The sequence below is a fragment of the Jezberella sp. genome (assembly GCF_964834465.1).
The window spans coordinates 133,523-157,112 of sequence record NZ_CBAZRM010000002.1 but is presented as its reverse complement, the minus strand read 5'-3'; the positions used below and the strand labels follow the sequence as shown (position 1 = coordinate 157,112).

The following is a 23,590-nucleotide window of genomic DNA, read 5'->3' as shown; positions in this document are numbered from 1 at the left end:
AGCGTTGGCGAGAGAGCTTGTTATCGGAATTTCTTTCATGTCTTACGACAATGTTTCGCGCCCTGACAAAGGTGGGTGCCACCTCGCTGTTGCTATCTCCATGATGTTCTTTTGCGGCGGTGCGCTTGCGCAGTCATCGTCTGCGGCTCGCGATTCGGAAATCCTCAATCCGATAATCGTCACCGCGACCATTGAACCAACGCCGGCCAACGATGTGCTGGCCGACCATGTCTATATTGGCGCTGAGCAAATCGAACGCGCTGGGCAAAGCAGTGTGCCCGAGTTGCTTCAACAGCAACGGGGCGTGCAAGTCATCACGTATGGAGCTGCGGGAAATCTGTCGAGTGTTTTTCTCAGAGGCACTGATAACAATCAAGCCTTGGTCTTAATTGACGGTGTTCGTAGCGAATCTTCTAGTTTTGGCGGTGCCGTATGGGGCAATATCCCAGTGTCGTTGGTAGATCATATTGAAATCGTTTTCGGGCCACAGAGCACGTTTTACGGAGCTGACGCGCTGGGTGGCGTCATTCAGATATTTACCAAGCGAGGAGACGGACCCCTGCAAGTCAATGCCTCGACGGGTTATGGCAGCTATGGCACGAGCCTCTCTAGCATCAGCGTTTCTGGTTCGACAGAGGGTGCGCATAAAACCCGCTATGCCATCGGCATCAGTCATGAGAGCTCAAACGGATTTAATACGGTCGCAGCAAACAATGACTGCAGCGCGGCGAATGCCGCGAAGCATGGATGTGCGCCAGGTTACCCGACCACGGCGACTGGGTATACCCGCACAGGGGCGGCAGGTCAGGTGTCGCAAGATTGGGGGGCGGGTCAAGAGTTCGGTGTCAAGTTTTTTGCGACCCATAACAATTATAAATACCCGAGTTACGACTATAACTTCTCACTACCAGAAATTGCTGCGCAGGCTGGCGGTAGCTACAGCGCTGCGCTGTATTCAAAAAATCAACTGACCGACAAATGGTCAAGCTTGATTCAGGTGTCGCAGGCGAATAGCCCAAGTCAGAACCTCACCACCTACACCACCGATCCGATCAGCACACCGGAGACCGATATCTTGTGGCAAAACAATATCAAGATTGGGACAGACGCGGCGCAAGTACTGGCTGAGCACAGGGTTCAATACGTCACTGCTTCTTACGCTGCCCTGACCACGGGCCTAACAGATGTCACCACCGTGAATCAGAGTCGCACCACCGATTCAGTCGCTGCTTCATACCAACTTAACCGGGGGTCGAACATCGCCACCGTGGCGTTGCGCAACGACAGCATCTCTGGCTACGGTAATCAAACCACGGGCAGTGTGGCGTATGGCTATTTCATCACCGATGAGCTGAGGGCCAACATGAACTACGGCACGGGCTTTCGTGCGCCGACGTTCAATGACCTTTACTACCCGGGCTACGGCAACGCCGCATTGAAGCCTGAGACTAACCAGAACTTTGAGGTGGGCATTCATTACGAAACCAAGCAATACGGGTTGCATCTGGTTGGGTATGACAACAAGATAGACAATCTGATCGTGGCACTTCCTTGCAGTGGGCAATCAAGCGGTTATTGCCCAACCAATTTTGCTAAGACGGACATTAGTGGCATTTCGCTGGGAGCGAACGCTGTCATCGACAAGCTCACCTTGCGTGGTTCATTCGATATCATGAATCCGTTGGATCTCTCAACGAACCAACAGCTACCCTTAAGAGCGAACAATGTTTTTAACCTCGCTGCGGATTACAAGACGGGGCCTGTCAGCATTGGTTCGACCCTAACCTGGTCAGGCGCCCGCTACGCCGACTCGGCGAACACAGAAACCCTCGCCAGTTATGCGCTCATTAACCTTTATGCGAACTACGACATTGATAAAGACTGGGCGCTATTCATAAAATGGAACAACATCTTGAACGCCCAATATCAGCTAACCTCGGGCTATAGTACCCCTGGATCGAACGTCTTTCTGGGTGTCAGATATGCTTTGCATTAAAGGATAAGCATGCCTTTGAACAACACCCACTCGGCGGCGCGGCTGATTCACTCGACAGAGCTGATCGTGGGTGGGCAAAAGAGCGGCAAATCAAACCTGGCCGAGCGGCGCGTGCGTCAATGGCTCGATAGACTGGATTCGCACTCGGCGCTCCTTATTGCCACCGCAACCATATTTGATGATGAAATGCAGGCTCGCGTGGATAGGCATGTGGCGACACGGGCCAAAAATATCCCAACGTTGAACACCATTGAAGAACCGCTGCATCTTGGTGAAATGATTAACTGCTACTCGTCAGCGCAACAGCTCGTTGTGGTTGATTGTCTGACGGTTTGGTTAACCAATTTGCTGATGCCCCATCCTGAGCTGAGGGCCGCTCAGCAAGCTGACCCGCAAGACGAGATAAGTGCTTTTTTTCAAGCGATCAAGCAAGCAAAAGGGCCGGTGGTGTTGGTGAGCAATGAAATCGGTCTCGGCGTGATCCCCATGGGACGAGAAACACGACAATTTGTCGACGAGTTAGGAAGACTCAACCAGATGGCAGCTGCCTTGTGCGAAGCGGTGACCTTGATGGTTGCAGGGATTCCTCTCGAGATAAAGAGACCGGCGTGAGACTTTTGGCGGTTCTTATTGGTTTTGTCTTTGGGACAACGGTCTTAGCCTTTGAGCTCAAAGATGACAAAGGCGTGATGGTTCATTTTGAACGACCGCCAGTGAGAATTGTTAGCTTGTTGCCGTCCATCACAGAGTCTGTTTGTACGCTTGGCAAGTGCGAATTGCTGGTCGGGGTTGATCGTTATTCAAATGCGCCTGCAGCAGTGCTGCATCTGCTCAGACTTGGGGGCGGCCTTGACCCTAACGTTGAAGCGATCGTCGCGCTCAAGCCAGATGTCGTACTTGTTGGGGCATCACCCCGTGCGACAGAGCGGTTGCGAGCGCTTGGGTTGACCGTGTTTTCAATGGAGGCTGAATCTTATGCGGACGTTCAGCGGTTGCTAGAGACGCTGAGCATTCTGTTGAATGTGCCAATGGCTGAGGCAAAAGCGGTATGGCAGAAAATAAACGACGACCTCACGACCATTGCGCGCAGGTTGCCGCATGTGCCGCCAACATTGCGAGTTTATTTTGAAGTGAGCGATGTGCCGTTTGCGGCGGGGCCGAACTCATTTATTGGTGAGACCCTGAGGCGGTTGGGCGTAGAAAATATTCTTTCACCCAGCTTAGGGCCGTTTCCTAAAATTAATCCAGAGCTGGTAGTACGGGCAAATCCAGACGTCGTCATGATGAGTCATCAAAACTACCACGGGATGAGCGAGCGCCCTGGTTGGTCTGATATGCGCGCGATTCGAGATGGCCGTGTCTGTGTTTTTAAAGAGCAAGAGGCTGATGTGATCGTCAGGCCAGGCCCGAGGATTGCAGAAGGCGCTGAAATCATTGCGCAATGTCTGTTGGAGAAGATCAATGCGGCATCCGCTAAAGTGCAAGGCCAATGATGATAGCGTTCGCAGCCCACGCCGTGACACGCTATCGGTTCATGACAGCCCTATTGCTTGTGCTCTCCTGCATGCTGGTGCTAGTGGGTGTCTCGGTTGGAAGCACTGGGATAAATACGCTTGCGGATGTGTTCTCTGATCCAATATCCGGGCAGATTGTCTGGACGATTCGTTTGCCCAGATCGATGGGGGCGTTGCTTGCAGGGGCATTGCTTGGGATGACGGGCGCCATTGCACAAGGCCTGTTTCGTAACCCGCTCGCCGATCCCTATCTATTAGGGAGCGCCTCTGGGGCTTCGCTGGCTGTGGCATTGAGCTTGGCGTTCTATGGCAGTAGCCCTTTTACTGGTTATTTGTTGAATAGGCTTGGTTTGACAGGGGCTGCGTTCATCGGTGCCATGGGTGCGGTGCTCTTGACACTGGTTCTAGCCAAAGGGGTGCAAAACACGCTGCGGCTATTGTTGTCTGGGGTCGTGATTGGTGTGATCGGTTCGGCGCTCAGTTCTATTGTGGCCCTGAGATCCCCCGATAGTCTACAGTCGATGCAGGCGTTCTTGCTCGGCTCGACCGGGTTTATTAGCTGGGCTGCTTGCGCCGTCATGGCGATGGCATTGCTGTTCAGTTTATTGATGGCCACCCTACTGAGCAAAGTGCTCGACGGTTTAACTTTGGGCGAAACAACGGCGGCAAGTCTGGGCTTGAATTTAACGTTGATGCGCGGGGCCTTGATTGTGGTGATGTCTCTGACGACAGGCGCCGCCGTTGCGCAGGTGGGCTTGGTTGCGTTTGTTGGTTTGGTGGCACCACATCTTGTGCGTTCGCTGCTACGTGTCAATCACGCTAAGCTGATCATGCTGTCAGCCTTGATGGGTGGGATCTTGTTGCTGGCGGCGGATATTCTGGCGCGCGCCCTGATTGCCCCGCAAGAGTTACCCGTGGGTGTTCTGACCGCAGTGCTGGGGGGAGGTTACCTTTGTTGGTTGATGTACACCGGGCGACAAAAAAATGAGTTTCACCCATGAAACCTGACAGATCCTTACCTGCAATCGATGTTCAGGATTTGACCGTCAAGCTTGGCGCGGTCGTCGCCTTGGATCGCGTTAGCTTGAAAGTTCCCCAGGGTAAGTGGACTGCCGTTGTTGGCCCGAACGGGGCAGGCAAGTCAACCTTGCTGCGTTCGCTCGCCGGTCTGCAGGGCAAACAAGCGGCTGTTTCATTGGCTGGTGTCGCCTTCACTGAAATGTCGCGCCGCGAAAGCGCAAAAAAAATATCCTGGCTGGGTCAAAATGAGCGGATATCGGGGGATATGTCGGCCTACGATGTTGTCATGCTTGGCAGGTTGCCTTATCAGTCCTGGCTTGATTCCCCCACTGAATATGATCATCACATCGTCACGAATTCACTGAAAATGATGCGAGCACTGGCTTTAAAAGATAGGTCGATCGCCGAGTTGTCTGGCGGTGAACAGCAGCGGGTCTTTATCGCGAGAGCGCTGGCCGTGGAAGCAGACATCATGCTGATGGATGAACCTTTTAATCATTTAGATCCCCACCACCAATCAGATTGCTTACAACTTATCCAAAACATAGTCTTGCAAGGCACAACCGTCATCACCGTCTTGCACGATATTGGGTTTGCACTCTATGCCGATGAAATGATTGTCATGGATAAGGGCTTGATTGTCTATCAAGGGTCGAACCATGATCCTAAAACACACGAGCAGATCAAACAGGTCTTTGAGAACAGAATCGACATCCAGCTGTTCATGGACAGGTTGGTGGTGTTTCCCGTTTAACGATTGATTCATTTCTAGGAAGCGTATTCATGCAAATTGAAACCCCACCCACAGAAAAGCCTTACGAAAATCCTGAAGGAGAGCGTCGAGGCCTGCTCATTGTCAATACGGGTGACGGCAAGGGCAAAAGCACTGCCGCTTTTGGGCTGTCTTTGCGAGCTCATGGCCGTGGCAAGAAAGTAAAAATTTATCAGTTTATGAAAGTGCCGACGGCAAGATTTGGTGAACATCGGTCCTTTGAAGCCATGGAGGTCCCGATTGTTGGTTTGGGCGACGGCTTTAGCTGGAAGAGCAAAGACCTTGATCGCTCTGCTCAATTGGCGCGCGATGGTTGGGCGCAAGCGAAAGCTGACATTATGTCGGGGGACTATTTTCTGGTGGTCCTTGATGAAGCGACTTACCCGCTGATTTATGGCTGGCTGGCGGTGGATGAAGTCGTCAATACCTTGAGAGACCGTCCTAAATCGGTACATATATGCTTAACTGGCAGAAATTGCCCGCCAGAGATTATCGAAATCGCAGATACCGTGACGCAGATGCAGCAGATTAAACATGCTTTTAATGCCGGCGTCCCGGCCCAACGAGGTATCGAGGATTAGCGATGATCCCCATGACACCGACGATTCAACCGTGTGGCGACGCTTTGCTGATACAGCAATTAGCCGGCAAGATCGATAACAAAACCAAGCCGCAAGGCTCTCTCGGGCAGCTCGAGACGCTTGCTGTTCGTCTCGGCAGCATACTCGGGACAACAACGCCGATATTGACGCAACCTCAGTTGGTGGTCTATGCGGCCGATCATGGCATCACCCGGCAACGGGTGTCGGCTTTTCCGAGCGAAGTGACCTGGCAGATGGTTCAAAATTTTCTCTCTGGGGGGGCCGCCGTAAGTGTGCTTGCGCGGCAGCATCAGATTGCGATGACAGTCGTGGATTGTGGGGTCAATCATGTGTTCGAGGCGCATCCCCGCTTGATCAGTAAAAAGCTGGGCCCCGGGACAGCGGACGCCTCTTGCGATGTCGCCATGTCAATGGCCCAATGCCTCCAAGCGATCTCGCACGGTATTGAGATTGTGCGAGCATTGCCCGGCAACGTGCTCATTCTAGGTGAAATGGGCATAGGCAATACCTCAGCTGCGTCGCTATTGCTCGCGAGGTTGGCGTGCTTAGAGATTGAGCAATGTACTGGCGCCGGCACGGGGCTGGATTCAGCAGCGATTCTGCATAAAACGAGTGTATTGTCACTCACGCTGGCGTTACATCATGCAGCCGTGCAGCCTCTCGACGCCCTCGCGGCGATGGGCGGTTTTGAAATCGCCACCATGGTCGGTTCATTGCTTGAAGCCGCCGCCTCGAGACGAGTCATTTTAGTGGACGGTTTTATTGTCAGCGCAGCTGTGCTGGTCGCTTCAAAAATCGATCCAGCGGTACTTGATTACTGTGTCTTTGCCCATCGATCTGGGGAAAAAGGGCACACGTTATTGCTGACTCATCTCAATGCGCAACCCTTGCTGGATCTGGGGCTGCGCCTGGGCGAAGGGTCGGGCGCCATGTTGGCTTGGCCGTTACTGGTGTCAGCGTGTGCCATCCTTAACCAGATGGCGAGTTTTGAAGCGGCAGGGGTTGCCCGTGAATCAACAGGTTAAGACAGTCATCATGGCCATCAAGCACTTTCTGCTGGCTGTGCAGTTCTTTACGCGCATCCCCATTGCCGGGAAGCTTGCGCGTTGGGTTGGTTTTGATCAAAGCATGTTGACACGGGCGATGGGATATTTTCCCCTGATTGGACTGTTGATCGGCGTGCTGACTGCGGCAGTGTTGTTGTTGATTGAGTTTGCGATGCCAGCGACAGGTGCTAGACCGTGGCTGGCGGCGGCTGGCAGCACCGCCTTTGGGTTAGTGCTGACAGGTGCATTTCACGAGGATGGGCTCACTGACTTGATCGATGGTCTGGGCGGATCCGCTGATCGAAGCCGGGCGCTCGAGATCATGAAGGATTCACGCATTGGTACTTTCGGTGCAAGCGCTTTGTTTTTTGCTTTGTTCGGCAAAGTCATCCTGTTAACGGCCTTGCTTGAGGTCAATCCTTTATTGGCGGCAGCCGCATTGATAGGCGGGCATGTTTTGTCGCGTTTCATGCCTGTTGTCGCGATTCGTATCTTGCCTTATATCGGTGATCCTGCGAATTCCAAATCCGGCATCGTGGTGGCGGGGCGAGATGTCGTGCAGCTCGCATTGAGCTTTACCTCAATTGTCATGCTTGCCTTGGTACTCTGGCTGCCCAGTCTCGTTTGGTTGGCTGCGACGGTTGGCAGCATTTTTGGTTTTCACTTGATCTATCGACTGATCAAACGACGGTTAGGTGGATTTAACGGCGATGCCTTGGGTGCCATTCAGCAGTGTTCAGAGCTGGGCTGTTACGTCGCGATGCTTGCATACCTGGGCGTGGTGCCGGGGTGAGACTGTGGTTGGTCCGTCATCCTCAACCCTTGATTGCCGAGGGGATCTGTTATGGACAGCTCGACGTGGCTGCAGATCCAGCTGCTGTCGTGGCGGCCACGACCGCGTTAGAAAAAGCGCTTCCACGAGACCTGCCGCTGTTTTCGTCCCCATTAGCTCGGGCGGCCTCGCTGGCCTACTCGCTGGCTCTACGGCGTCCTGACCTGACGCTGCAGTTCGATGATGCGCTAAAAGAGGTGGATTTTGGTCGTTGGGAAGGAAAGGCGTGGGATGACATCCCGAAAGAGGCCGTGGATGTATGGGTGAAAGATTTTGCCGACCATCAGTTTGGTGGGGGTGAATCTGCAAGCCAACTGGTCCAACGGGTTCAATCGCGATTGCGCGCCCTGACCCATCAGGTTGAGGGCGTTTGGCTGACTCACGCGGGGGTCATTAAAGCGGTTCATTTTTTAAACGAAACTGCCCATCAGCAGCCGCGCATCTTAAGCGCGAGAGATTGGCCGCAACAAAGGATTGCTTTCGGCAGCTACGAAGTGATCGACATCGACTGCTGCTGAATATCCTTACGATGCCCGTGGGTAGATTGATTGGGGAAGCTGCGGGGTTTTTGGTACGATGTAGGGTTGCTTATGCCTCATTTCTTTGAGATCGGGGCGAGCCCTTTTTTTAGTGTGTGCCATGTCTTATCCTAAATTGCCCTATCCAATCGAAAGCTATACCCGTGGCGCCGCATTCGTGCAGCAGCTGGGGCGGCGGATCTTGATCTTGGATGGCGCCATGGGCACTATGATCCAGCGCTACAAATTGTCTGAGGCTGATTTCCGTGGGACACGGTTTGTCGATCACCACAAAGACGTGAAAGGCAATAACGAATTGTTGTCGTTGGTTCGGCCCGACGTCATTCTTGCCATTCATGAACAATATCTGCAAGCCGGTGCCGATGTCATTGAGACCAATACCTTTGGCGCTACCGCTGTTGCACAGAGTGATTATGACTTGCCTGAACTGGCGTATGAACTGAACCTCGAGTCTGCCAAGCTAGCTAGACTTGCGTGCAATAAATTCAGCACCTTAGAGCGTCCTCGGTTTGTCGCCGGCGCGCTGGGCCCTCAGCCTAAAACTGCCTCGATTTCGCCAGATGTCAATGACCCAGGCGCAAGAAATGTCACGTTTGACGAGCTTCGGGTCGCTTACGCTGAGCAATTGAATGGCTTGTTAGACGGTGGCATTGATATTGTGCTGATCGAAACGATTTTCGACACGCTCAATGCCAAAGCCGCTATTTTTGCGGTCGAAGAAGTTTTTCTCGTCCGCGGCGAGCGGTTGCCTGTGATGATTTCCGGCACGGTCACTGACGCATCGGGTCGAATCCTGTCAGGTCAGACGGTCGAGGCCTTCTGGAACTCTGTCCGACATGCGAAACCCGTCACGATCGGCTTGAACTGTGCCTTAGGCGCCGCGTTGATGCGCCCTTACGTGGCCGAGTTGTCGAAAATTTGCGACACCTATGTCTGCGTTTATCCCAACGCCGGTTTGCCTAACCCCATGAGTGATACGGGTTTTGATGAGCTGCCAAGTGATACCTCAGCGTTGCTGGAAGAGTTTGCCCGCTCAGGTCTGGTCAACATGGTGGGCGGCTGTTGTGGGACCACGCCTGATCATATTCAAGCCATCGTGCAACAAGTGCAATTCTTGCCCTCACGCGTCGTGCCTGACATCGAAGTCAAAACGCGGTTGTCGGGTCTCGAGGCACTGAATTTCGATGAACAGTCGTTGTTTATCAATGTCGGTGAACGTACCAACGTGACCGGCAGCAAGATGTTTGCTCGGTTGATTAAAGAAGAAAAATACGACGAGGCGGTCGCAGTCGCGCGACAGCAGGTCGAAAATGGCGCCCAGATCATCGATGTCAATATGGACGAAGCCATGCTGGACTCAGTCGCCAGTATGCACAGGTTCATGAATCTGATTGCGTCTGAGCCTGACATTGCCCGAGTGCCCGTCATGATCGACAGCTCAAAGTGGGCCGTGATCGAAGCAGGTCTTAAGTGTGTGCAGGGTAAAGCGATTGTCAACTCGATTTCATTGAAGGAGGGCGAAGAGCCGTTTCTAAGGCAAGCGCATCTTTGTCGTCGCTATGGCGCGGCAGCAGTTGTCATGGCGTTTGACGAAAAGGGTCAGGCCGATACGCTTGAGCGTCGTAAAGAGATCTGCACACGAGCCTATCGGTTATTGGTGGATGTGGTGGGGTTCCCGCCTGAAGACATTATTTTTGATCCCAATGTTTTTGCAATTGCCACTGGGATAGACGAACACAACCATTATGCGGTCGACTTTATCGAGTCGACCCAATGGATTCGTGAGCATTTGCCTCATGCCCGCATCTCGGGTGGGGTCTCAAACGTGAGCTTCTCGTTTCGCGGTAATGAACCGATGCGCGAAGCGATCCATACCGTCTTCTTGTATTACGCTATCCGTGAAGGGATGACCATGGGCATTGTCAATGCCGGTCAACTGGGCGTCTATGCAGATATCTCTGCCGAATTGCGAGAGCTTGTTGAAGATGTGGTGCTTGACCGTGCTGTACCGCTCGGTAAAAAAGATGTTGACGACACCAGAACACCAACTGAACGTCTGGTCATTGCGGCAGACACCATCAAGGGCACTGGCGCCAAAAAGGAAGAGGATCTCGCCTGGCGTTCGCAAGACGTGCAAAAGCGCCTGGCACATTCGCTCGTGCACGGCATCACTAACTTCATTGTCGAAGACACCGAAGAAGTTCGCCAGCAAATTGCGGATCGCGGCGGGCGCCCGATCGAAGTTATCGAAGGGCCGCTGATGGATGGCATGAACATCGTCGGTGACCTCTTTGGTGAAGGCAAAATGTTTTTGCCTCAAGTGGTGAAATCTGCCCGAGTCATGAAACAAGCAGTGAGCCACTTAGTGCCTTACATCGAAGAAGAGAAACGGCAGATTGAAGCCGCAGGCGGTGACGTGCGTGCTAAAGGGAAAATCCTGATCGCCACCGTCAAAGGCGATGTCCACGACATCGGCAAGAACATCGTGACAGTAGTCCTTCAGTGCAATAATTTCGATGTCATCAACATGGGCGTGATGGTGCCTGCCGCTGAAATCCTGGCCAGAGCCAAGGCCGAAGGTGTTGATATTATTGGCCTGTCTGGCCTCATCACCCCAAGTCTCGAAGAGATGGCTTACGTGGCGAGCGAGATGCAACGGGATGAGTATTTTCGTAGCCGCAAAATGCCACTGATGATTGGTGGTGCGACGACCAGCCGAGTGCATACCGCCGTGAAGATTGCCCCGCATTATGACGGGCCGGTCATTTATGTGCCCGATGCGAGTCGTTCGGTGGGTGTGGCGACCAACCTTGTGTCTGAGACGGCCAATACGTACCTTGCAGAACTGTCTCAGGAATATGAAGATGTAAGGCGGCGCTATGCAAGTCGCAAAGTGACGCCTCTGGTATCCATCGCTGATGCGCGGGCGGGTAAACCCAAGATCGACTGGGCAAACTATCAACCACCCAGACCTAAGTTTATCGGTCGGCGTACTTTCAAAAATTTTGATTTGGCTGAGCTCTCGCGCTTTATTGATTGGACGCCATTTTTTCAGACCTGGAGCTTGTTTGGTCAGTTTCCAGCCATCCTCGACGATCAGGTCGTGGGTGAGCAAGCCAAAAAGGTTTACGCCGATGGCCAGGCCATGCTCAAAAAGATGATCGACGGTCGTTGGATCACTGCCAATGGCGTGGTGGGTTTCTATCCCGCTAATACGGTCAATGATGATGATATTGAGGTCTATCAAGACGAGACGCGTGAAAAAGTGCTATTCACATGGCGAGGTCTTCGTCAGCAGGGCGTCAAGCGCGAAGGCGTTGACAACAAATGTCTGGCCGATTACATCGCACCGAAGTCCTCGGGGGTCATGGATTACATCGGTCTGTTTGCAGTCACTGCTGGCATCGGTGTCGAAAAGAAAGAACAAGCGTTTGAAAAAGCCCAGGACGATTATTCAGCGATCATGTTCAAATCTTTGGCAGATCGTTGTGCTGAGGCTTTTGCCGAGGCTTTGCATGCTCGTGTGCGCACCGACATTTGGGGTTACGTCACCGATGAATCCTTGTCGAACGAAGAGATGATCGCAGAGAAGTATCAAGGCATTCGCCCAGCACCGGGCTACCCTGCGTGCCCAGAACATGTCGTTAAACGTGACATGTTTCAGGTGTTAGACGGCGCTGATATTGGCATGATGCTGACAGATAGCTTTGCCATGCATCCGGCGGCAAGTGTTTCAGGTTTTTATTTCAGCCATCCACAATCTCAGTACTTTAATGTCGGGATGATTGGCGACGACCAAGTGAGTGATTACGTCAAGCGAAGCGGCCGTAGCGAGCAGGATGTGCGCCGCAGCTTAGCGCCGAGTTTAGGGTAGAGGGATCTACCCTGAGTCTCGACGTTGCGGGGTGTTTTATTTCTGGCTTAAGAATTTCGGATTGTTGAGAAACTTTCGAAACCGTGACTGTGATTCTGCTAGTTTATCCGAGACATTGATGGTTTTGCCGTCAAAACTTAGTTTGCCTTCACGTAAGTCGTAGGCAAGCTTATAGCCTTCTGGGCTATCTTGCCCTACTTGCATGGCTCTCAACATGTCTTTGACGGGAGAGATCAAGTCCTTGATCACCAATTGGCCTGATGACTGTAATTGTTTGGTTAAGTCGTAGTTCAGCGGGTCTTCTGATGCGCTCTTGCCTAACTCGATGAATGCCTTGCCCTCAAGCACACCTTGTGACGAGCTGGCCTTTACATTGGGAATGTCAAACACAAACCCTTGCAAGACTATATCTTTTAGGGCAGTGTGAATAGCCGTTTCATCTTCCTCTTGCAGTTTGTCTAGCCCGCCAAAGCGTACTTTTTGAAAGATCGTTTTGAGACGACGAACGCTTTGGACATCGAGGTTTTTGATACCGTAGTCAAATTCGATGCCGCTAATCGTGTGACCTTTGGCGGCAAAGCTTTTCGTTTTTGTCGTGAGCGCTACATTTAGGCGACCATCATGCGTGTCGGATTTTCCCTTTCCCACAAAGTCGGATAACAGGACTTCTGCATCACTCAACGTATCGTGGTGGTATTTGATTTCTCTGATTGAAATTTGATCAACGCTGGTCATGGCGTTGATGTCGAGATAGTCGGCCTGATATTTAATGTCTTTGATATCAACCAAAATATGTTTGTCTTCAAACATCACGCGCGGCAAGTCAAACTGGGTAGAGCGAGTGTTTTGGCCATGACTAAAGTGACCGGTCAGTGGCCCAAGATCGACAGCCACAGCATCTGTTTTAGCGATGAGTTTAGGCATCTCCAGTGTCGAACTGATCGAACCGGTTAGCCCCATCTTCGCTGTGCCTGACACTTGCAATTCAGTTTGAAACATCTTGTTTACGAAAGTGCCAATCATCCCAGCTGGCTTAATCGACCATTGCGTGCTGGTCACGGCGCTAGGCGTGATGAAATGTGACGCCTGATACGCTGATTTAAAACTGATCGGGACGGGTAGCGTCGGATAATCCAAGACGACGGTGAATTCGCCAGATGACGTGAGAAAACCACGCTCATGCTTTTCGTTTTCAATCCGCAATCTTGAATCGATTGTCCGGATTTGTTCATTGAGTGAAGCCATTTCTGTTTGGAAACGACGTTGGGCATACATGCTACCCCCAACCCAAATGGTGCCAAGAACGAAGGCGATGGCAACTGGTATTGCGATCCGTTTAGCACTCATGAACTGACCTTTCTTGAGGAGTTGTTAATCATGGTTGTATTCGAAAATAGTCAAAGGAAAAGATATCAGAAAAGGTTATCAACTTGATCTTGGTTCTAAACAAAGCTTAATTTGCTTGTCGAGATCGTAGTTCAGATGGAAGAAATGTGCTCGGACACCTGGCGGTCGTCAAATCAGCTGGTGTATCCATGGTGAAGGTTGACCGTCCGCGAACATCACCAAGATACGCTTTCTACCCAGAAGGCGGCGCCGATCATGAGCGCCAAGGCGAGTGTGGGCAGGTTTGGCCCGAATACCTTGCTTTTGCTTTCGATGTAACGGTAGAGCACGAAGCCCGACCCGATGGATAGCGCAGTGGCCACCATCATGCCCACCACATTTATCACGACACCCTGAGGAAAATACCTGTGCCAAATGGCATTGATACCGATGCAGACGCCGTAATGGATTAAAAAAATAGAATAAGAGCGTTGGCCGGGGGTGGTAAAAAATCCTGGTTTGGGCCATTTTTCAAGCCATTCAAAACGAGCGGCAAGGCTCACTAACAGGGCTGCCACTAAAGCGACGGCAACCGGTCGCCGGAATTCAATCACCAGCGCGCTCGTGCCCAGTAGTGCAATCATGAGCATGGCCATGGCACCCATGATCGAGCGGTTGGACCAGTAAGCCAACATGCCCAACCCGTAGGCGCCAAAGAAATAGAGGGCATAGACGTCAAGCTCGGTGTGTCGATTGATGACAAAGAGCGATGCGCAAGACAGAGCGATGATGCTGACCGGAAACAATACTTGCCAACGGGGGGGTAATGTCCGCATGATGAGGGTCAACAACACGGTGATGATGAACAGCTGAAAATCAATCGCAACGTACCAGACACCCGCCGATAAGGCCTGGTAGCCGAGCAAATCATGAATCAATAGACCGTGTGCGATCCATTGCGCGACGGACGGCGGGGCTGACAATGAGTCATGCTCGAACCAAGGACGAGTGAGGCCCGTCACGAGGGTTGCCAGTGCAACGGCAAACACAAATGGCGTAACGAGACGCTTGTATCTTCCCCAAATCAAATCAAAATGACCGGACGGTGTTGGCCTCGCTTGGGGTGCTAGGCGCGCCGCAACAAGATAGCCCCCTAAAACGAAAAACATTTGCACGGCAAGACGTGCCTCATCGAACAACCAGCCGATCAAGCCAGGCGCAGCCACCTCTACGACGTTAGCCATGGGGCCATAAAAGGCAAGGTGATGCAAGATGATGGCGAGGCAGCCGACCCCTTTCATCGCATCGATGAAAGGGAGTCTTGACGCTGTTGGTGGCTTCGCCTGAACTTGCAAGATAAGTCTTTAACGGCTGGGCAAAGTGTCAATCATGAAATGAAGCTTCTCGATTGATGCGTTAAGCCTTGTGATAAATTTCAGCGCCTTTTTTCACAAATTCAATGGCTTTTTCTTGCATGCCCGCTTTCAGTGCCTTGTCATTTTCAAGGCCCTGTTTTGCCGCATAGTCACGAACATCCTGGGTGATTTTCATACTACAGAAGTGCGGGCCACACATAGAGCAGAAGTGGGCAACTTTCATTGAATCCTTGGGCAAGGTCTCATCGTGAAAGTCTTTGGCAGTATCTGGATCAAGACCGAGATTGAATTGATCATCCCACCTGAATTCGAAACGAGCCTTCGATAACGCGTTGTCACGAATCGCTGACCCCGGGTGACCCTTGGCCAAGTCTGCCGCGTGAGCCGCAATCTTGTAGGTAATGATCCCGTCCTTAACGTCCTTTTTGTTAGGCAGACCCAGATGCTCTTTAGGGGTCACGTAGCACAGCATAGCAGTGCCGTACCACCCAATGAGCGCTGCCCCAATGCCTGAGGTGATGTGGTCATAGCCTGGGGCAATGTCAGTAGTCAAAGGCCCCAAGGTATAGAAGGGCGCTTCGCCGCACTGCTCAAGTTGCAAGTCCATGTTCTCTTTAATCATATGCATAGGCACATGACCAGGGCCCTCGATCATCACTTGCACGTCGTGCTTCCAGGCTACTTGGGTGAGTTCACCCAAGGTCTTGAGTTCAGCCAATTGCGCTTCGTCATTGGCGTCGTACCCTGAGCCGGGGCGCAGGCCGTCGCCCAACGAAAAGCTCACGTCATACGCTTTCATGATGTCGCAGATTTCTTCGAAGCGTTCGTACAAGAAACTTTCTTTGTGATGAGCCAGACACCATTTGGCCATGATCGAGCCGCCACGAGACACGATCCCGGTCATTCGGTCTGCCGTCATGGGGATGAAGGGTAGGCGCACACCTGCGTGAATGGTGAAGTAATCGACGCCTTGCTCGGCCTGCTCAATCAGCGTGTCACGGAAGATTTCCCAGGTCAGATCTTCGGCTTTGCCGTTCACTTTCTCGAGCGCTTGATAAATTGGAACAGTACCAATGGGGACTGGCGAATTTCGCACGATCCATTCGCGCGTTTCGTGGATGTCTTTGCCAGTCGATAAATCCATGATCGTGTCACCACCCCAGCGGATAGCCCACGTCATTTTTTCGACCTCTTCACCAATGCCAGAGCTAACCGCTGAGTTGCCGATATTGGCGTTGATTTTGACTAAAAAGTTACGGCCAATGGCCATAGGCTCGAGTTCTGGATGATTGATATTGGCAGGGATAATCGCTCGGCCACGCGCGATCTCGTCACGTACGAATTCAGGGGTGATTTTGTTAGGGATTGAGGCCCCGAATGATTGACCAGGATGTTGGCGCAACATGCGGCGCACGAGCTTTTCACCGTCTGGGCCGCTGGCTCGCAGATTGTCGATGTACTGCTCTATCCGAAGATTTTCGCGGATGGCAACAAACTCCATCTCAGGGGTGATGATGCCTTTTCGGGCATAGTGCATTTGCGACACATTGGCTCCCGCTTTTGCACGGCGGGGGTGGCGGCGCAGATTGAAGCGCATGGCGGTGAGTTTCGGATCATTGAGTCGCTCTTGACCGTATTCACTACTGGGGCCGGCCAGCAATTCGGTGTCGTGACGCTCTTCGATCCAAGCTCGGCGCAGTTCAGGCAGACCGTGACGAATATCGATAGTGGCATCGGGATCTGTATAGGGGCCGCTGCAGTCATAGACGGTTAGTGGCGGGTTTTTTTCCCCGCCAAACGATGTTGGCGTATCACCCTGACTAATTTCCCGAAACGGGACTCTGATGTCTGGCCGTGAGCCGATCTCGTAGACTTTGCGCGACATGGGCAAAGGTGCAACCGCAGCTGCGTCGACTTCAGCGGTAGCCGCTAAAAATTTTGGGTTTGCATTCATTTTCTGATGAGCTCCAATGATTGGAGCCGAATCGGGATGGATTCCGGCAACACCGGAAAGCGCTCCCAGCATCGGCATTATCCGTACTGGTACGAAGGGTATTTCTCAACCTGACGCCATCGCCAAGTACCCCCGCAAAACTACCTAATGATAGCTTATCTGCCGCTGAGGTTCGATCGGTCAGACAAGGATGAGATTATCCCGATGCATGAGCTCTGGCTCACTCATCGTACCGAGAATTGCCATGATGTCCCCGGATGGCTTACCCATGATCCTGCGGGCATCGGCGGATGAGTAGTTGATCAAGCCGCGTGCACACTCATGACCGTCTTTATCCAGGCAGGCGACCACATCGCCGGGCTCAAAACGCCCTTGCACGCTTCTGACCCCAATCGGGAGCAAGCTTTTACCCTCTTTGCGAAGGGCTTTAACGGCCCCATCGTCCAGCACCAGCCGACCGCGTAACCTTAAGTGATCCGCCATCCACTGTTTGCGCGCTGACAACACCTGAACGCTAGCCTTGAGTTCGGTCCCAATGCATTCGCCTGCGGCTAATCTCACCATGACATTCGGTTCACGCCCTGAGGCAATGATGGTGTGAGCACCACTGCCGGCAGCGCGTTTGGCTGCGAGGATTTTTGTGAGCATGCCGCCCTTGCCGATGCCAGATCCCGCGCCCCCTGCCATCGCTTCCAGCTTGGCATCACCCGCCTGCGCGTGCGCGACAAATTTAGCCTCAGGGTCTTTGCGAGGATCGGATTCGTAAAGGCCTCTCTGATCCGTCAAAATGATCAACGCATCTGCTTCAATCAAATTTGTCACCAGTGCACCAAGGGTGTCGTTGTCACCCACGGCAATTTCTTCCGTGGATACGGTGTCGTTTTCATTGACAATGGGCACCACGCCTAAACGAAGGAGTGCAAAGATCGTGGATCGCGCATTGAGGTAACGCTGTCGATCAGACAAATCTTCGTGGGTCAGCAGGATTTGCGCCGCTTTAATCTGGTGAAGACCAAACGCAACTTCATAGGCTTGCGCCAGTCCCATCTGACCAACTGCAGCGGCCGCTTGCAGCTCGTTCATCGAGGTGGGACGTTTTGGCCACCCAAGCCTAGCCATCCCTTCTGCGATCGCACCACTGGACACGAGAACTACCTGCTTGCCTTGCGCATGCAGAGCGGCAATTTGAGCAGCCCATTGAGCCACAGCGTCGCGGTCAAGTCCGCGGCCGTCATTAGTGACTAACGAAGAACCAACCTTTGCAACCACGCGTTTGGCCGTTGCAACCACTGAAGTGAGAGATGCGTGCTTCGCCATATCTGTTGTTTAACGAGGAGGAAGGTTATCGCCCCGGGCGTCATCAAACCGAGGGTCTTCTGCAACAAAGGTCCCCGCTGCCTTATCTTCGGCGATATTGTCGACTTGTCGATAAGCATCAATGGCGTCTTGAAGATCCCAGATCAGTTGCTGAGTGCCCTCGCCAGAGAGCGCAGAAATCGCGTAGACCTTGCCATCCCAACCGAATTCTTCGCAAAACCGAGCCTTGACGGCGTCGGCGTCTGGGACGACATCTAGTTTGTTCAGTACCAGCCAGCGTGGTTTTTCGTAAAGCGTTTCGTCGTACTTGCGCAGTTCTTCAATGATGGCTCGTGCCTCACCAACGGCCCGCGCCACACTGTCTTCGTCTGGATCAAGCGATGAGACATCCACCAGATGCAAAAGAATCCGCGTGCGCGCTAAATGGCGTAAAAAGAGATGGCCGAGCCCCGCCCCTTCTGAGGCGCCTTCAATTAATCCAGGAATATCCGCAACCACAAAGCTGCGCGACTCTGACGTTCGAACGACACCTAGGTTAGGGTGCAGGGTCGTAAATGGGTAGTCTGCGATTTTGGGACGTGCGTTAGAGATGCGGCTAATCAACGTTGATTTGCCTGCGTTCGGCATCCCAAGCAAGCCCACGTCAGCCAACACTTTCAGTTCAAAGCGAAGGCGACGTTGTTCGCCTTCTTTGCCCGGCGTCCATTGCTTGGGCGCACGATTAACGCTTGATTTGAAGTGCAGGTTGCCCAAGCCCCCTTCACCACCAGCGGCCAAGACCACTTCTTGGCCATGGCGATTCATGTCGAAAAGTTCTTCGCCCGTGTCCGCGTCGTAAATGATGGTGCCGACGGGCAAGCGCAAGACAATGTCTTCTGCGCCAGCGCCGTATTGATCAGAACCCCGGCCGTGTTCGCCATTTCGGGCGATGTGCTTGCGCGCATAGCGATAATCAATCAGCGTGTTGATATTACGATCGGCCACCGCGAACACACTGCCACCGCGCCCACCGTCACCCCCGTCAGGGCCACCTTTGGGGATGAATTTTTCGCGACGAAAGCTGTGCGCGCCGTTACCACCCTTACCGGCGATGACTTCAATGGTAGCTTCGTCAACGAATTTCATAATTTATCAGCACTCGAAAATAAAAAAGCCCTGCCGCTTGCGACAGGGCCTTTAGTACTACTTGATAACTTACTCAGCTGCGACGATAGAAACCGTCGATTTGTTGAGTTTGCCTTTAACAGCGAATTGCACTTTGCCCTCGACCAGCGCAAACAAAGTATGGTCTTTGCCAATACCAACGTTCGTGCCGGGATGAAACTTAGTGCCACGCTGGCGAATAATGATTGAGCCAGCCGAGATCAGTTCGCCACCGTAGGCTTTTACACCTAAGCGTTTCGATTCTGAGTCACGACCGTTACGCGTCGAGCCGCCGCCTTTTTTCTGTGCCATGATTTATTCCTGTTGCGAGCCGGGATCTGATGACCGAGGCCTTAAGCCGCGATATCACCAATTAAGATCTCGGTGTAGTTTTGACGGTGGCCTTGATGCTTCTGATAATGCTTACGACGACGCATTTTGAAGATCGTGACCTTATCATGGCGTCCTTGTGCAAGAACCGTTGCTTTAACCACTGCGCCTGCTACAAGCGGCGTGCCAACTTTAAGTTGGTCACCTTCGCCTACAGAAAGCACCTGGTCTAGCGTGATTTCTTGCCCAATGTCTGCCGGTATCTGTTCTATTTTCAATTTTTCGCCAGTAGCAATGCGATACTGCTTGCCACCAGTTTTTATGACCGCGTACATGGGTTAACCTCGTGTTTTGTTGCAATTAAATGTGTTCAGCCACAATTTCGCAATGCGGATACGCAGCTGAGCCATAGATAATAGCGTGTAACTAATTGAAAGTCAAAAGAAAGTCGCGTGCAAAACCTTACTGATTTACTCCATCCTGTCACGCAGGACATGTTCGCTGTTGATACCGTTATCCGAGCTCGCCTGAATTCTGAGGTCGTTTTAATCCGAACGATTGCCGATTACATCATCGGCGCAGGCGGCAAACGCATGCGACCAGCTATTTTGTTGATGATCGCCAAAGCGCTCGGGTACCAAGGGCAGCAGCATCATTTACTAGCGGCGGTGGTTGAATTCATACACACTGCGACGCTGTTGCACGATGATGTGGTTGATGAATCTGATCTTCGTCGTGGGCGCAGCACCGCCAATGCCGTTTTTGGCAATGCCGCCAGCGTGCTGGTCGGCGATTACCTCTACTCGCGGGCGTTTGAGATGATGGTCGATGTAGACCGGATGAGGATCATGCAGATTATGTCTGGCGCGACGACGGTGATCGCCGAGGGCGAAGTGTTGCAATTGCTCAACATTCACGATCCAGACGTCTCTGAGTCAAGGTACCTGCAGGTGGTTCGCTTTAAAACCGCCAAGTTGTTCGAGGCGGCAGCGCAGGCCGGTGCCGTGGTGAGCGATAGCTCGCCCGAGCAAATCGACGCCGCGGCGGCCTTCGGTCGTCACATCGGGACCGCGTTTCAGCTTGTCGATGATGTGCTGGATTACAGCGGTGATACGACCACTCTGGGAAAAAATGTGGGCGATGACTTGAAAGAAGGCAAACCGACCTTGCCCCTCATCCGGGTGCTAGAAGTAGGATCGGCCGCTCAACGTGACTTAGTCCGTCGCGCGATCGAGTATGGTGAAGCCGACTTTGAAGCGGTTGCCTTGGCGATCACCGATAATGACGCGTTAAGTTATGCCATGCACACCGCAGAGCGTGAGGCTGATCTCGCACGAAAAGCACTTGAGGTGTTCCCAGCATCTGAGTACAAAGAGGCGTTGCTTGGCCTGTGCGCTTTTGCAGTGAAACGAGACCGTTAGACTTGATCGCCGATGTTTGGCTGGCAGAAAACAGGCACTGATCGTTGTAGTTAAGTCGATTTTTGCCGTATCGCTGCCATGATGGCAGCATGGCTTTCTTCTGCAGAGAGAATTTGTGAATCTAGTGCCTTCACCACGCCGGCTAGTTTTAGCGAAAGGCTCAACAGCGACGGCTCATAACTGTTTGAGATTTTGCTTTGTACATCGCGGATGATATCGACTTGAGCCGCTGTGATTTCGAACTTCATGTGTTTGCCTTGCCTTGTCGCAGGTTGCTGTAAATCATGTGAAGCATATCTTCCACGGTTTCAGTTTACTGTAAGAATTGGGGTTTCAACAAAATAAAAACCCTACAATGACCACTGGTTTTGTGTACAACGACTTCGTCTGTTGACTGACTCTGTTTTTCTCGGCGTGAGTGCGCCTAATCCCTATGCAAACCTTAAAAAACGAAATTCGCGAAACTTATTCAGCGTTGTACGAAGCGACCCACGATACCTTAGCGGAATGGTGGAGTTTCATCAGAGATGCTTGGCCTCTCCTGACGCTTGTGGCGGTTGCGCTGCTTGGTACCTGGTTCTATGTTGACCCACCACCGCCTCGCCATATTTATATGGCAGCGGGTATCCCCGGCAGTTCCTATGACGTCTTGGCTAAAAAATACGTCACTTATTTCGCTAAAAGAGGGATTACGCTGTCGCTGATTGCCACTCGCGGTGCTCAAGACAACCTAGATTATTTGGCGACACGCAAAGAGGGGGTGCAAGCGGCTTTTGTTCAGGCTGGTATTGATTCAATTGACCCCAAGGTAAAAATTGAATCACTGGGCAGTATTGCGTACGAACCGATCTGGTTTTTTTACCGCCGACCCGCACTACAAGCGAATGATTTCAACGGCAAGCCCGAATCGGTGCGCAGAATTGATCAAGCGAGAATTTCTCTGGGTGTACCTGGCAGTGCCAGCCACGCGCAGTCGCTGAAGATCATGTCTGTCCTTGAAGTCGCACCTGGGCCGCACTTCAAGTACCTGCCCTATGAAGCGGGTGTCAAGGCGTTACAGAAAGGTGAGATTGATGGGTTGTTTCTTGTTGAGTCCTACGACTCGCAAAGTGTGCAAGATTTACTGAAAGATCCAGCCATTGAGGTGGCTGATTTTCAAACCGCAGACGCCTTCGCCCATTTTCTGCCTTATTTGAAAACGATTCGAATTCCTCATGGCGGCTTTAGTCTAAAGCGCGATTTACCAGCGGCTGATATGCAAATTTTGGCAACGACGACCCATATTCTGGTCGATAAAAATTTGCACCCAGCGATTCAGTTTTTATTTTTACAAGCAGCAACTGCCATTAATGGATCGAGCACTTTCTTTACCCAGCGGGGTGAGTTTCCTTCGTACAAAAGTTCGGATTTTACAGAGAGCGTGGTCGCTAACCGTTTCGAAAAAAACGGTACCCCGTGGTTGATGGATTATTTCCCGTTCTGGTTGGCAGAGCTCATCAACAGAATTGCGGTGCTTGTCTTGCCCATTTGTGCCGTCGCCTACCCATTCATGCTGGCGCTTCCCGGCTTTCGCTTAAAACGAGTGCGTAAAAGGCTCAGCACGCTTTACGCGGATCTGCACGCGTTCGAGGAAGATCTGCGCGTTGACTATGATCCCGCCAAACAAGATGCTTACTTACGAATGATCAATCAGCTTGAATATCGTGCGCTGCATTTATCCGTTCCGGGCAGTCTGATTTCAGAGTATTACTCGTTGAGAGCCAGTATTGATCATGTCAGAGCGGTCTTGACGCGGGATGGTTATGGGTATCGGCCCGAGGATGTTGCTGAATCTATTGAACTGATCGGGCAAGAGTAGTCATTTTTCGATGTTCATTGGGTAGAATCCAAGCACCATAATCATCAACAGATGGGGATATCAATGAAATTAACGTTTTCGGGCGCCAGCCCTTACGTACGTAAAGCAACGGTATGTTCAATTCTCAGAGGCATTGACGCTCAGGTCGAGAAATGGGTCATTGCCACGACAGACCCAGTACTGGCTCAGTCCAATCCGCTTGCCAAGATCCCGACGCTGCTGACAGCTGATGGTCTCGCGCTTTTCGATAGTCCCGTCATTTGTGAATACCTTGACAGCATTGGCACCGCACCTCCTCTGTTTCCGCCGGTTGGGCCAGCACGATGGAAGGCCCTGCGCTTGCAGGCACTCGGTGATGGCATACTGGATGCAAGTCAGCCACGCCGCCGCGAAATCGCGCTGCCACAAGATGAAGGTCGTGTCACATACATCGCGACCCAGCAGGGCAAAGTCAGTCGCGCGCTCGCTGATCTCGAACAAGAGGTCGACAGCTTCGGGCAACTGACCACGATTGGTGAAGTGACAGTGGCGTGCGCGTTAGGTTATCTGGATTTCAGATTTGCTAATGAGCCATGGCGGCTTGGTCATCCCAAGTTAACGGCTTGGTATGAAGCTGTCGTGAAATTGCCAGCCATGGCGCAAACGATGCCGGCAGCCTAAGAACAGCGTT

The 23,590-nt window shown here is 52.3% G+C and carries 21 protein-coding genes; 13 read left to right on the top strand and 8 right to left on the bottom strand.

The features are described 5' to 3' along the window. Positions 1 to 37: 37 nt before the first annotated feature. The 10 genes from AC1W8Y_RS02050 (at position 38) to metH (ending at position 12,195) form a co-directional block, all read left to right on the top strand. Positions 38 to 1,996, top strand: a complete 1,959-nt coding sequence (locus AC1W8Y_RS02050; protein ID WP_482012794.1) for a TonB-dependent receptor domain-containing protein — start codon at positions 38 to 40, stop codon at positions 1,994 to 1,996. Between the two features lie 9 nt (positions 1,997 to 2,005). After that, entirely contained in the window at positions 2,006 to 2,608 is a 603-nt protein-coding gene (gene cobU / locus AC1W8Y_RS02045; RefSeq protein ID WP_482012793.1) for a bifunctional adenosylcobinamide kinase/adenosylcobinamide-phosphate guanylyltransferase, read from the top strand. Continuing rightward, positions 2,605 to 3,489: an ABC transporter substrate-binding protein gene (locus AC1W8Y_RS02040; protein ID WP_482012792.1), complete on the top strand. Its 885-nt coding sequence runs from the start codon at positions 2,605 to 2,607 to the stop codon at positions 3,487 to 3,489. The genes cobU and AC1W8Y_RS02040 overlap by 4 nt, the downstream gene beginning before the upstream one ends. Then, on the top strand, positions 3,486 to 4,511 hold the full coding sequence (locus AC1W8Y_RS02035; RefSeq protein WP_482012791.1) for a FecCD family ABC transporter permease: 1,026 nt from the start codon (positions 3,486 to 3,488) through the stop codon (positions 4,509 to 4,511). Before AC1W8Y_RS02040 ends, AC1W8Y_RS02035 begins: the two co-directional genes overlap by 4 nt. After that, on the top strand, positions 4,508 to 5,284 hold the full coding sequence (locus AC1W8Y_RS02030) for an ABC transporter ATP-binding protein (protein WP_482012790.1): 777 nt from the start codon (positions 4,508 to 4,510) through the stop codon (positions 5,282 to 5,284). The genes AC1W8Y_RS02035 and AC1W8Y_RS02030 overlap by 4 nt, the downstream gene beginning before the upstream one ends. Positions 5,285 to 5,313: 29 nt before the next feature. After that, entirely contained in the window at positions 5,314 to 5,883 is a 570-nt protein-coding gene (cobO, locus tag AC1W8Y_RS02025) for a cob(I)yrinic acid a,c-diamide adenosyltransferase (RefSeq protein ID WP_482012789.1), read from the top strand. 11 nt (positions 5,884 to 5,894) lie between these two features. Beyond that, positions 5,895 to 6,929 carry a nicotinate-nucleotide--dimethylbenzimidazole phosphoribosyltransferase gene (cobT, locus tag AC1W8Y_RS02020; protein WP_482012897.1) on the top strand — a complete coding sequence of 345 codons (1,035 nt, stop codon included), beginning with the start codon at positions 5,895 to 5,897 and terminating at the stop codon, positions 6,927 to 6,929. Then, a complete protein-coding gene (locus AC1W8Y_RS02015) occupies positions 6,913 to 7,743 on the top strand; it encodes an adenosylcobinamide-GDP ribazoletransferase (RefSeq protein WP_482012788.1) in 831 nt (276 codons plus the stop codon). The genes cobT and AC1W8Y_RS02015 overlap by 17 nt, the downstream gene beginning before the upstream one ends. Beyond that, the gene (locus AC1W8Y_RS02010) at positions 7,740 to 8,300 is read left to right on the top strand and encodes a histidine phosphatase family protein (protein WP_482012787.1); all 561 of its coding nucleotides are present in this window, start codon (positions 7,740 to 7,742) and stop codon (positions 8,298 to 8,300) included. Before AC1W8Y_RS02015 ends, AC1W8Y_RS02010 begins: the two co-directional genes overlap by 4 nt. Before the next feature lie 121 nt (positions 8,301 to 8,421). Then, positions 8,422 to 12,195, top strand: a complete 3,774-nt coding sequence (gene metH / locus AC1W8Y_RS02005) for a methionine synthase (RefSeq protein ID WP_482012786.1) — start codon at positions 8,422 to 8,424, stop codon at positions 12,193 to 12,195. A 36-nt stretch (positions 12,196 to 12,231) separates the two neighbouring features. Here the strand turns inward: metH and AC1W8Y_RS02000 are convergent, their stop codons facing one another. From AC1W8Y_RS02000 to rplU, 7 genes are all read right to left on the bottom strand, one after another. After that, the gene (locus AC1W8Y_RS02000; RefSeq protein WP_482012785.1) at positions 12,232 to 13,542 is read right to left on the bottom strand and encodes a DUF945 family protein; all 1,311 of its coding nucleotides are present in this window, start codon (positions 13,540 to 13,542) and stop codon (positions 12,232 to 12,234) included. 215 nt (positions 13,543 to 13,757) lie between these two features. Then, positions 13,758 to 14,876: an acyltransferase family protein gene (locus AC1W8Y_RS01995; RefSeq protein WP_482012784.1), complete on the bottom strand. Its 1,119-nt coding sequence runs from the start codon at positions 14,874 to 14,876 to the stop codon at positions 13,758 to 13,760. A 61-nt stretch (positions 14,877 to 14,937) separates the two neighbouring features. Next, entirely contained in the window at positions 14,938 to 16,851 is a 1,914-nt protein-coding gene (gene thiC / locus AC1W8Y_RS01990; RefSeq protein ID WP_482012783.1) for a phosphomethylpyrimidine synthase ThiC, read from the bottom strand. 180 nt (positions 16,852 to 17,031) lie between these two features. Next, positions 17,032 to 18,168 (bottom strand): glutamate 5-kinase, encoded by a 1,137-nt coding sequence (gene proB / locus AC1W8Y_RS01985; RefSeq protein ID WP_482012782.1) that lies wholly within the window; start codon positions 18,166 to 18,168, stop codon positions 17,032 to 17,034. A gap of 9 nt (positions 18,169 to 18,177) precedes the next feature. Further along, the gene (gene obgE / locus AC1W8Y_RS01980) at positions 18,178 to 19,293 is read right to left on the bottom strand and encodes a GTPase ObgE (RefSeq protein ID WP_482012781.1); all 1,116 of its coding nucleotides are present in this window, start codon (positions 19,291 to 19,293) and stop codon (positions 18,178 to 18,180) included. A gap of 69 nt (positions 19,294 to 19,362) precedes the next feature. Further along, on the bottom strand, positions 19,363 to 19,623 hold the full coding sequence (gene rpmA / locus AC1W8Y_RS01975) for a 50S ribosomal protein L27 (RefSeq protein WP_482012780.1): 261 nt from the start codon (positions 19,621 to 19,623) through the stop codon (positions 19,363 to 19,365). A 41-nt stretch (positions 19,624 to 19,664) separates the two neighbouring features. Next, positions 19,665 to 19,976 carry a 50S ribosomal protein L21 gene (gene rplU / locus AC1W8Y_RS01970; protein ID WP_106227624.1) on the bottom strand — a complete coding sequence of 104 codons (312 nt, stop codon included), beginning with the start codon at positions 19,974 to 19,976 and terminating at the stop codon, positions 19,665 to 19,667. A 159-nt stretch (positions 19,977 to 20,135) separates the two neighbouring features. On the opposite strand from rplU, the gene AC1W8Y_RS01965 reads away from it, so the two are divergent. Then, positions 20,136 to 21,062: a polyprenyl synthetase family protein gene (locus AC1W8Y_RS01965; protein WP_482012896.1), complete on the top strand. Its 927-nt coding sequence runs from the start codon at positions 20,136 to 20,138 to the stop codon at positions 21,060 to 21,062. 50 nt (positions 21,063 to 21,112) lie between these two features. Here the strand turns inward: AC1W8Y_RS01965 and AC1W8Y_RS01960 are convergent, their stop codons facing one another. Continuing rightward, entirely contained in the window at positions 21,113 to 21,310 is a 198-nt protein-coding gene (locus AC1W8Y_RS01960) for a hypothetical protein (protein WP_482012779.1), read from the bottom strand. Between the two features lie 185 nt (positions 21,311 to 21,495). On the opposite strand from AC1W8Y_RS01960, the gene AC1W8Y_RS01955 reads away from it, so the two are divergent. Together AC1W8Y_RS01955 and AC1W8Y_RS01950 are read left to right on the top strand one after the other, a co-directional pair. Then, entirely contained in the window at positions 21,496 to 22,920 is a 1,425-nt protein-coding gene (locus AC1W8Y_RS01955) for a TAXI family TRAP transporter solute-binding subunit (protein ID WP_482012778.1), read from the top strand. Between the two features lie 63 nt (positions 22,921 to 22,983). Further along, positions 22,984 to 23,580: a glutathione S-transferase N-terminal domain-containing protein gene (locus tag AC1W8Y_RS01950; protein WP_482012777.1), complete on the top strand. Its 597-nt coding sequence runs from the start codon at positions 22,984 to 22,986 to the stop codon at positions 23,578 to 23,580. Positions 23,581 to 23,590 lie beyond the last annotated feature (10 nt).

Coding starts and splice junctions, on each gene's coding strand:
- AC1W8Y_RS02050 (WP_482012794.1), top strand. CDS start 38: ATGTCTTACGACAATGTTTCGCGCCCTGACAAAGGTGGGTGCCACCTC.
- cobU (WP_482012793.1), top strand. CDS start 2,006: ATGCCTTTGAACAACACCCACTCGGCGGCGCGGCTGATTCACTCGACA.
- AC1W8Y_RS02035 (WP_482012791.1), top strand. CDS start 3,486: ATGATGATAGCGTTCGCAGCCCACGCCGTGACACGCTATCGGTTCATG.
- AC1W8Y_RS02030 (WP_482012790.1), top strand. CDS start 4,508: ATGAAACCTGACAGATCCTTACCTGCAATCGATGTTCAGGATTTGACC.
- cobO (WP_482012789.1), top strand. CDS start 5,314: ATGCAAATTGAAACCCCACCCACAGAAAAGCCTTACGAAAATCCTGAA.
- cobT (WP_482012897.1), top strand. CDS start 5,895: ATGACACCGACGATTCAACCGTGTGGCGACGCTTTGCTGATACAGCAA.
- metH (WP_482012786.1), top strand. CDS start 8,422: ATGTCTTATCCTAAATTGCCCTATCCAATCGAAAGCTATACCCGTGGC.
- AC1W8Y_RS02000 (WP_482012785.1), bottom strand. CDS start 13,542: ATGAGTGCTAAACGGATCGCAATACCAGTTGCCATCGCCTTCGTTCTT.
- thiC (WP_482012783.1), bottom strand. CDS start 16,851: ATGAATGCAAACCCAAAATTTTTAGCGGCTACCGCTGAAGTCGACGCA.
- proB (WP_482012782.1), bottom strand. CDS start 18,168: ATGGCGAAGCACGCATCTCTCACTTCAGTGGTTGCAACGGCCAAACGC.
- obgE (WP_482012781.1), bottom strand. CDS start 19,293: ATGAAATTCGTTGACGAAGCTACCATTGAAGTCATCGCCGGTAAGGGT.
- rpmA (WP_482012780.1), bottom strand. CDS start 19,623: ATGGCACAGAAAAAAGGCGGCGGCTCGACGCGTAACGGTCGTGACTCA.
- rplU (WP_106227624.1), bottom strand. CDS start 19,976: ATGTACGCGGTCATAAAAACTGGTGGCAAGCAGTATCGCATTGCTACT.
- AC1W8Y_RS01965 (WP_482012896.1), top strand. CDS start 20,136: ATGTTCGCTGTTGATACCGTTATCCGAGCTCGCCTGAATTCTGAGGTC.
- AC1W8Y_RS01960 (WP_482012779.1), bottom strand. CDS start 21,310: ATGAAGTTCGAAATCACAGCGGCTCAAGTCGATATCATCCGCGATGTA.
- AC1W8Y_RS01955 (WP_482012778.1), top strand. CDS start 21,496: ATGCAAACCTTAAAAAACGAAATTCGCGAAACTTATTCAGCGTTGTAC.
- AC1W8Y_RS01950 (WP_482012777.1), top strand. CDS start 22,984: ATGAAATTAACGTTTTCGGGCGCCAGCCCTTACGTACGTAAAGCAACG.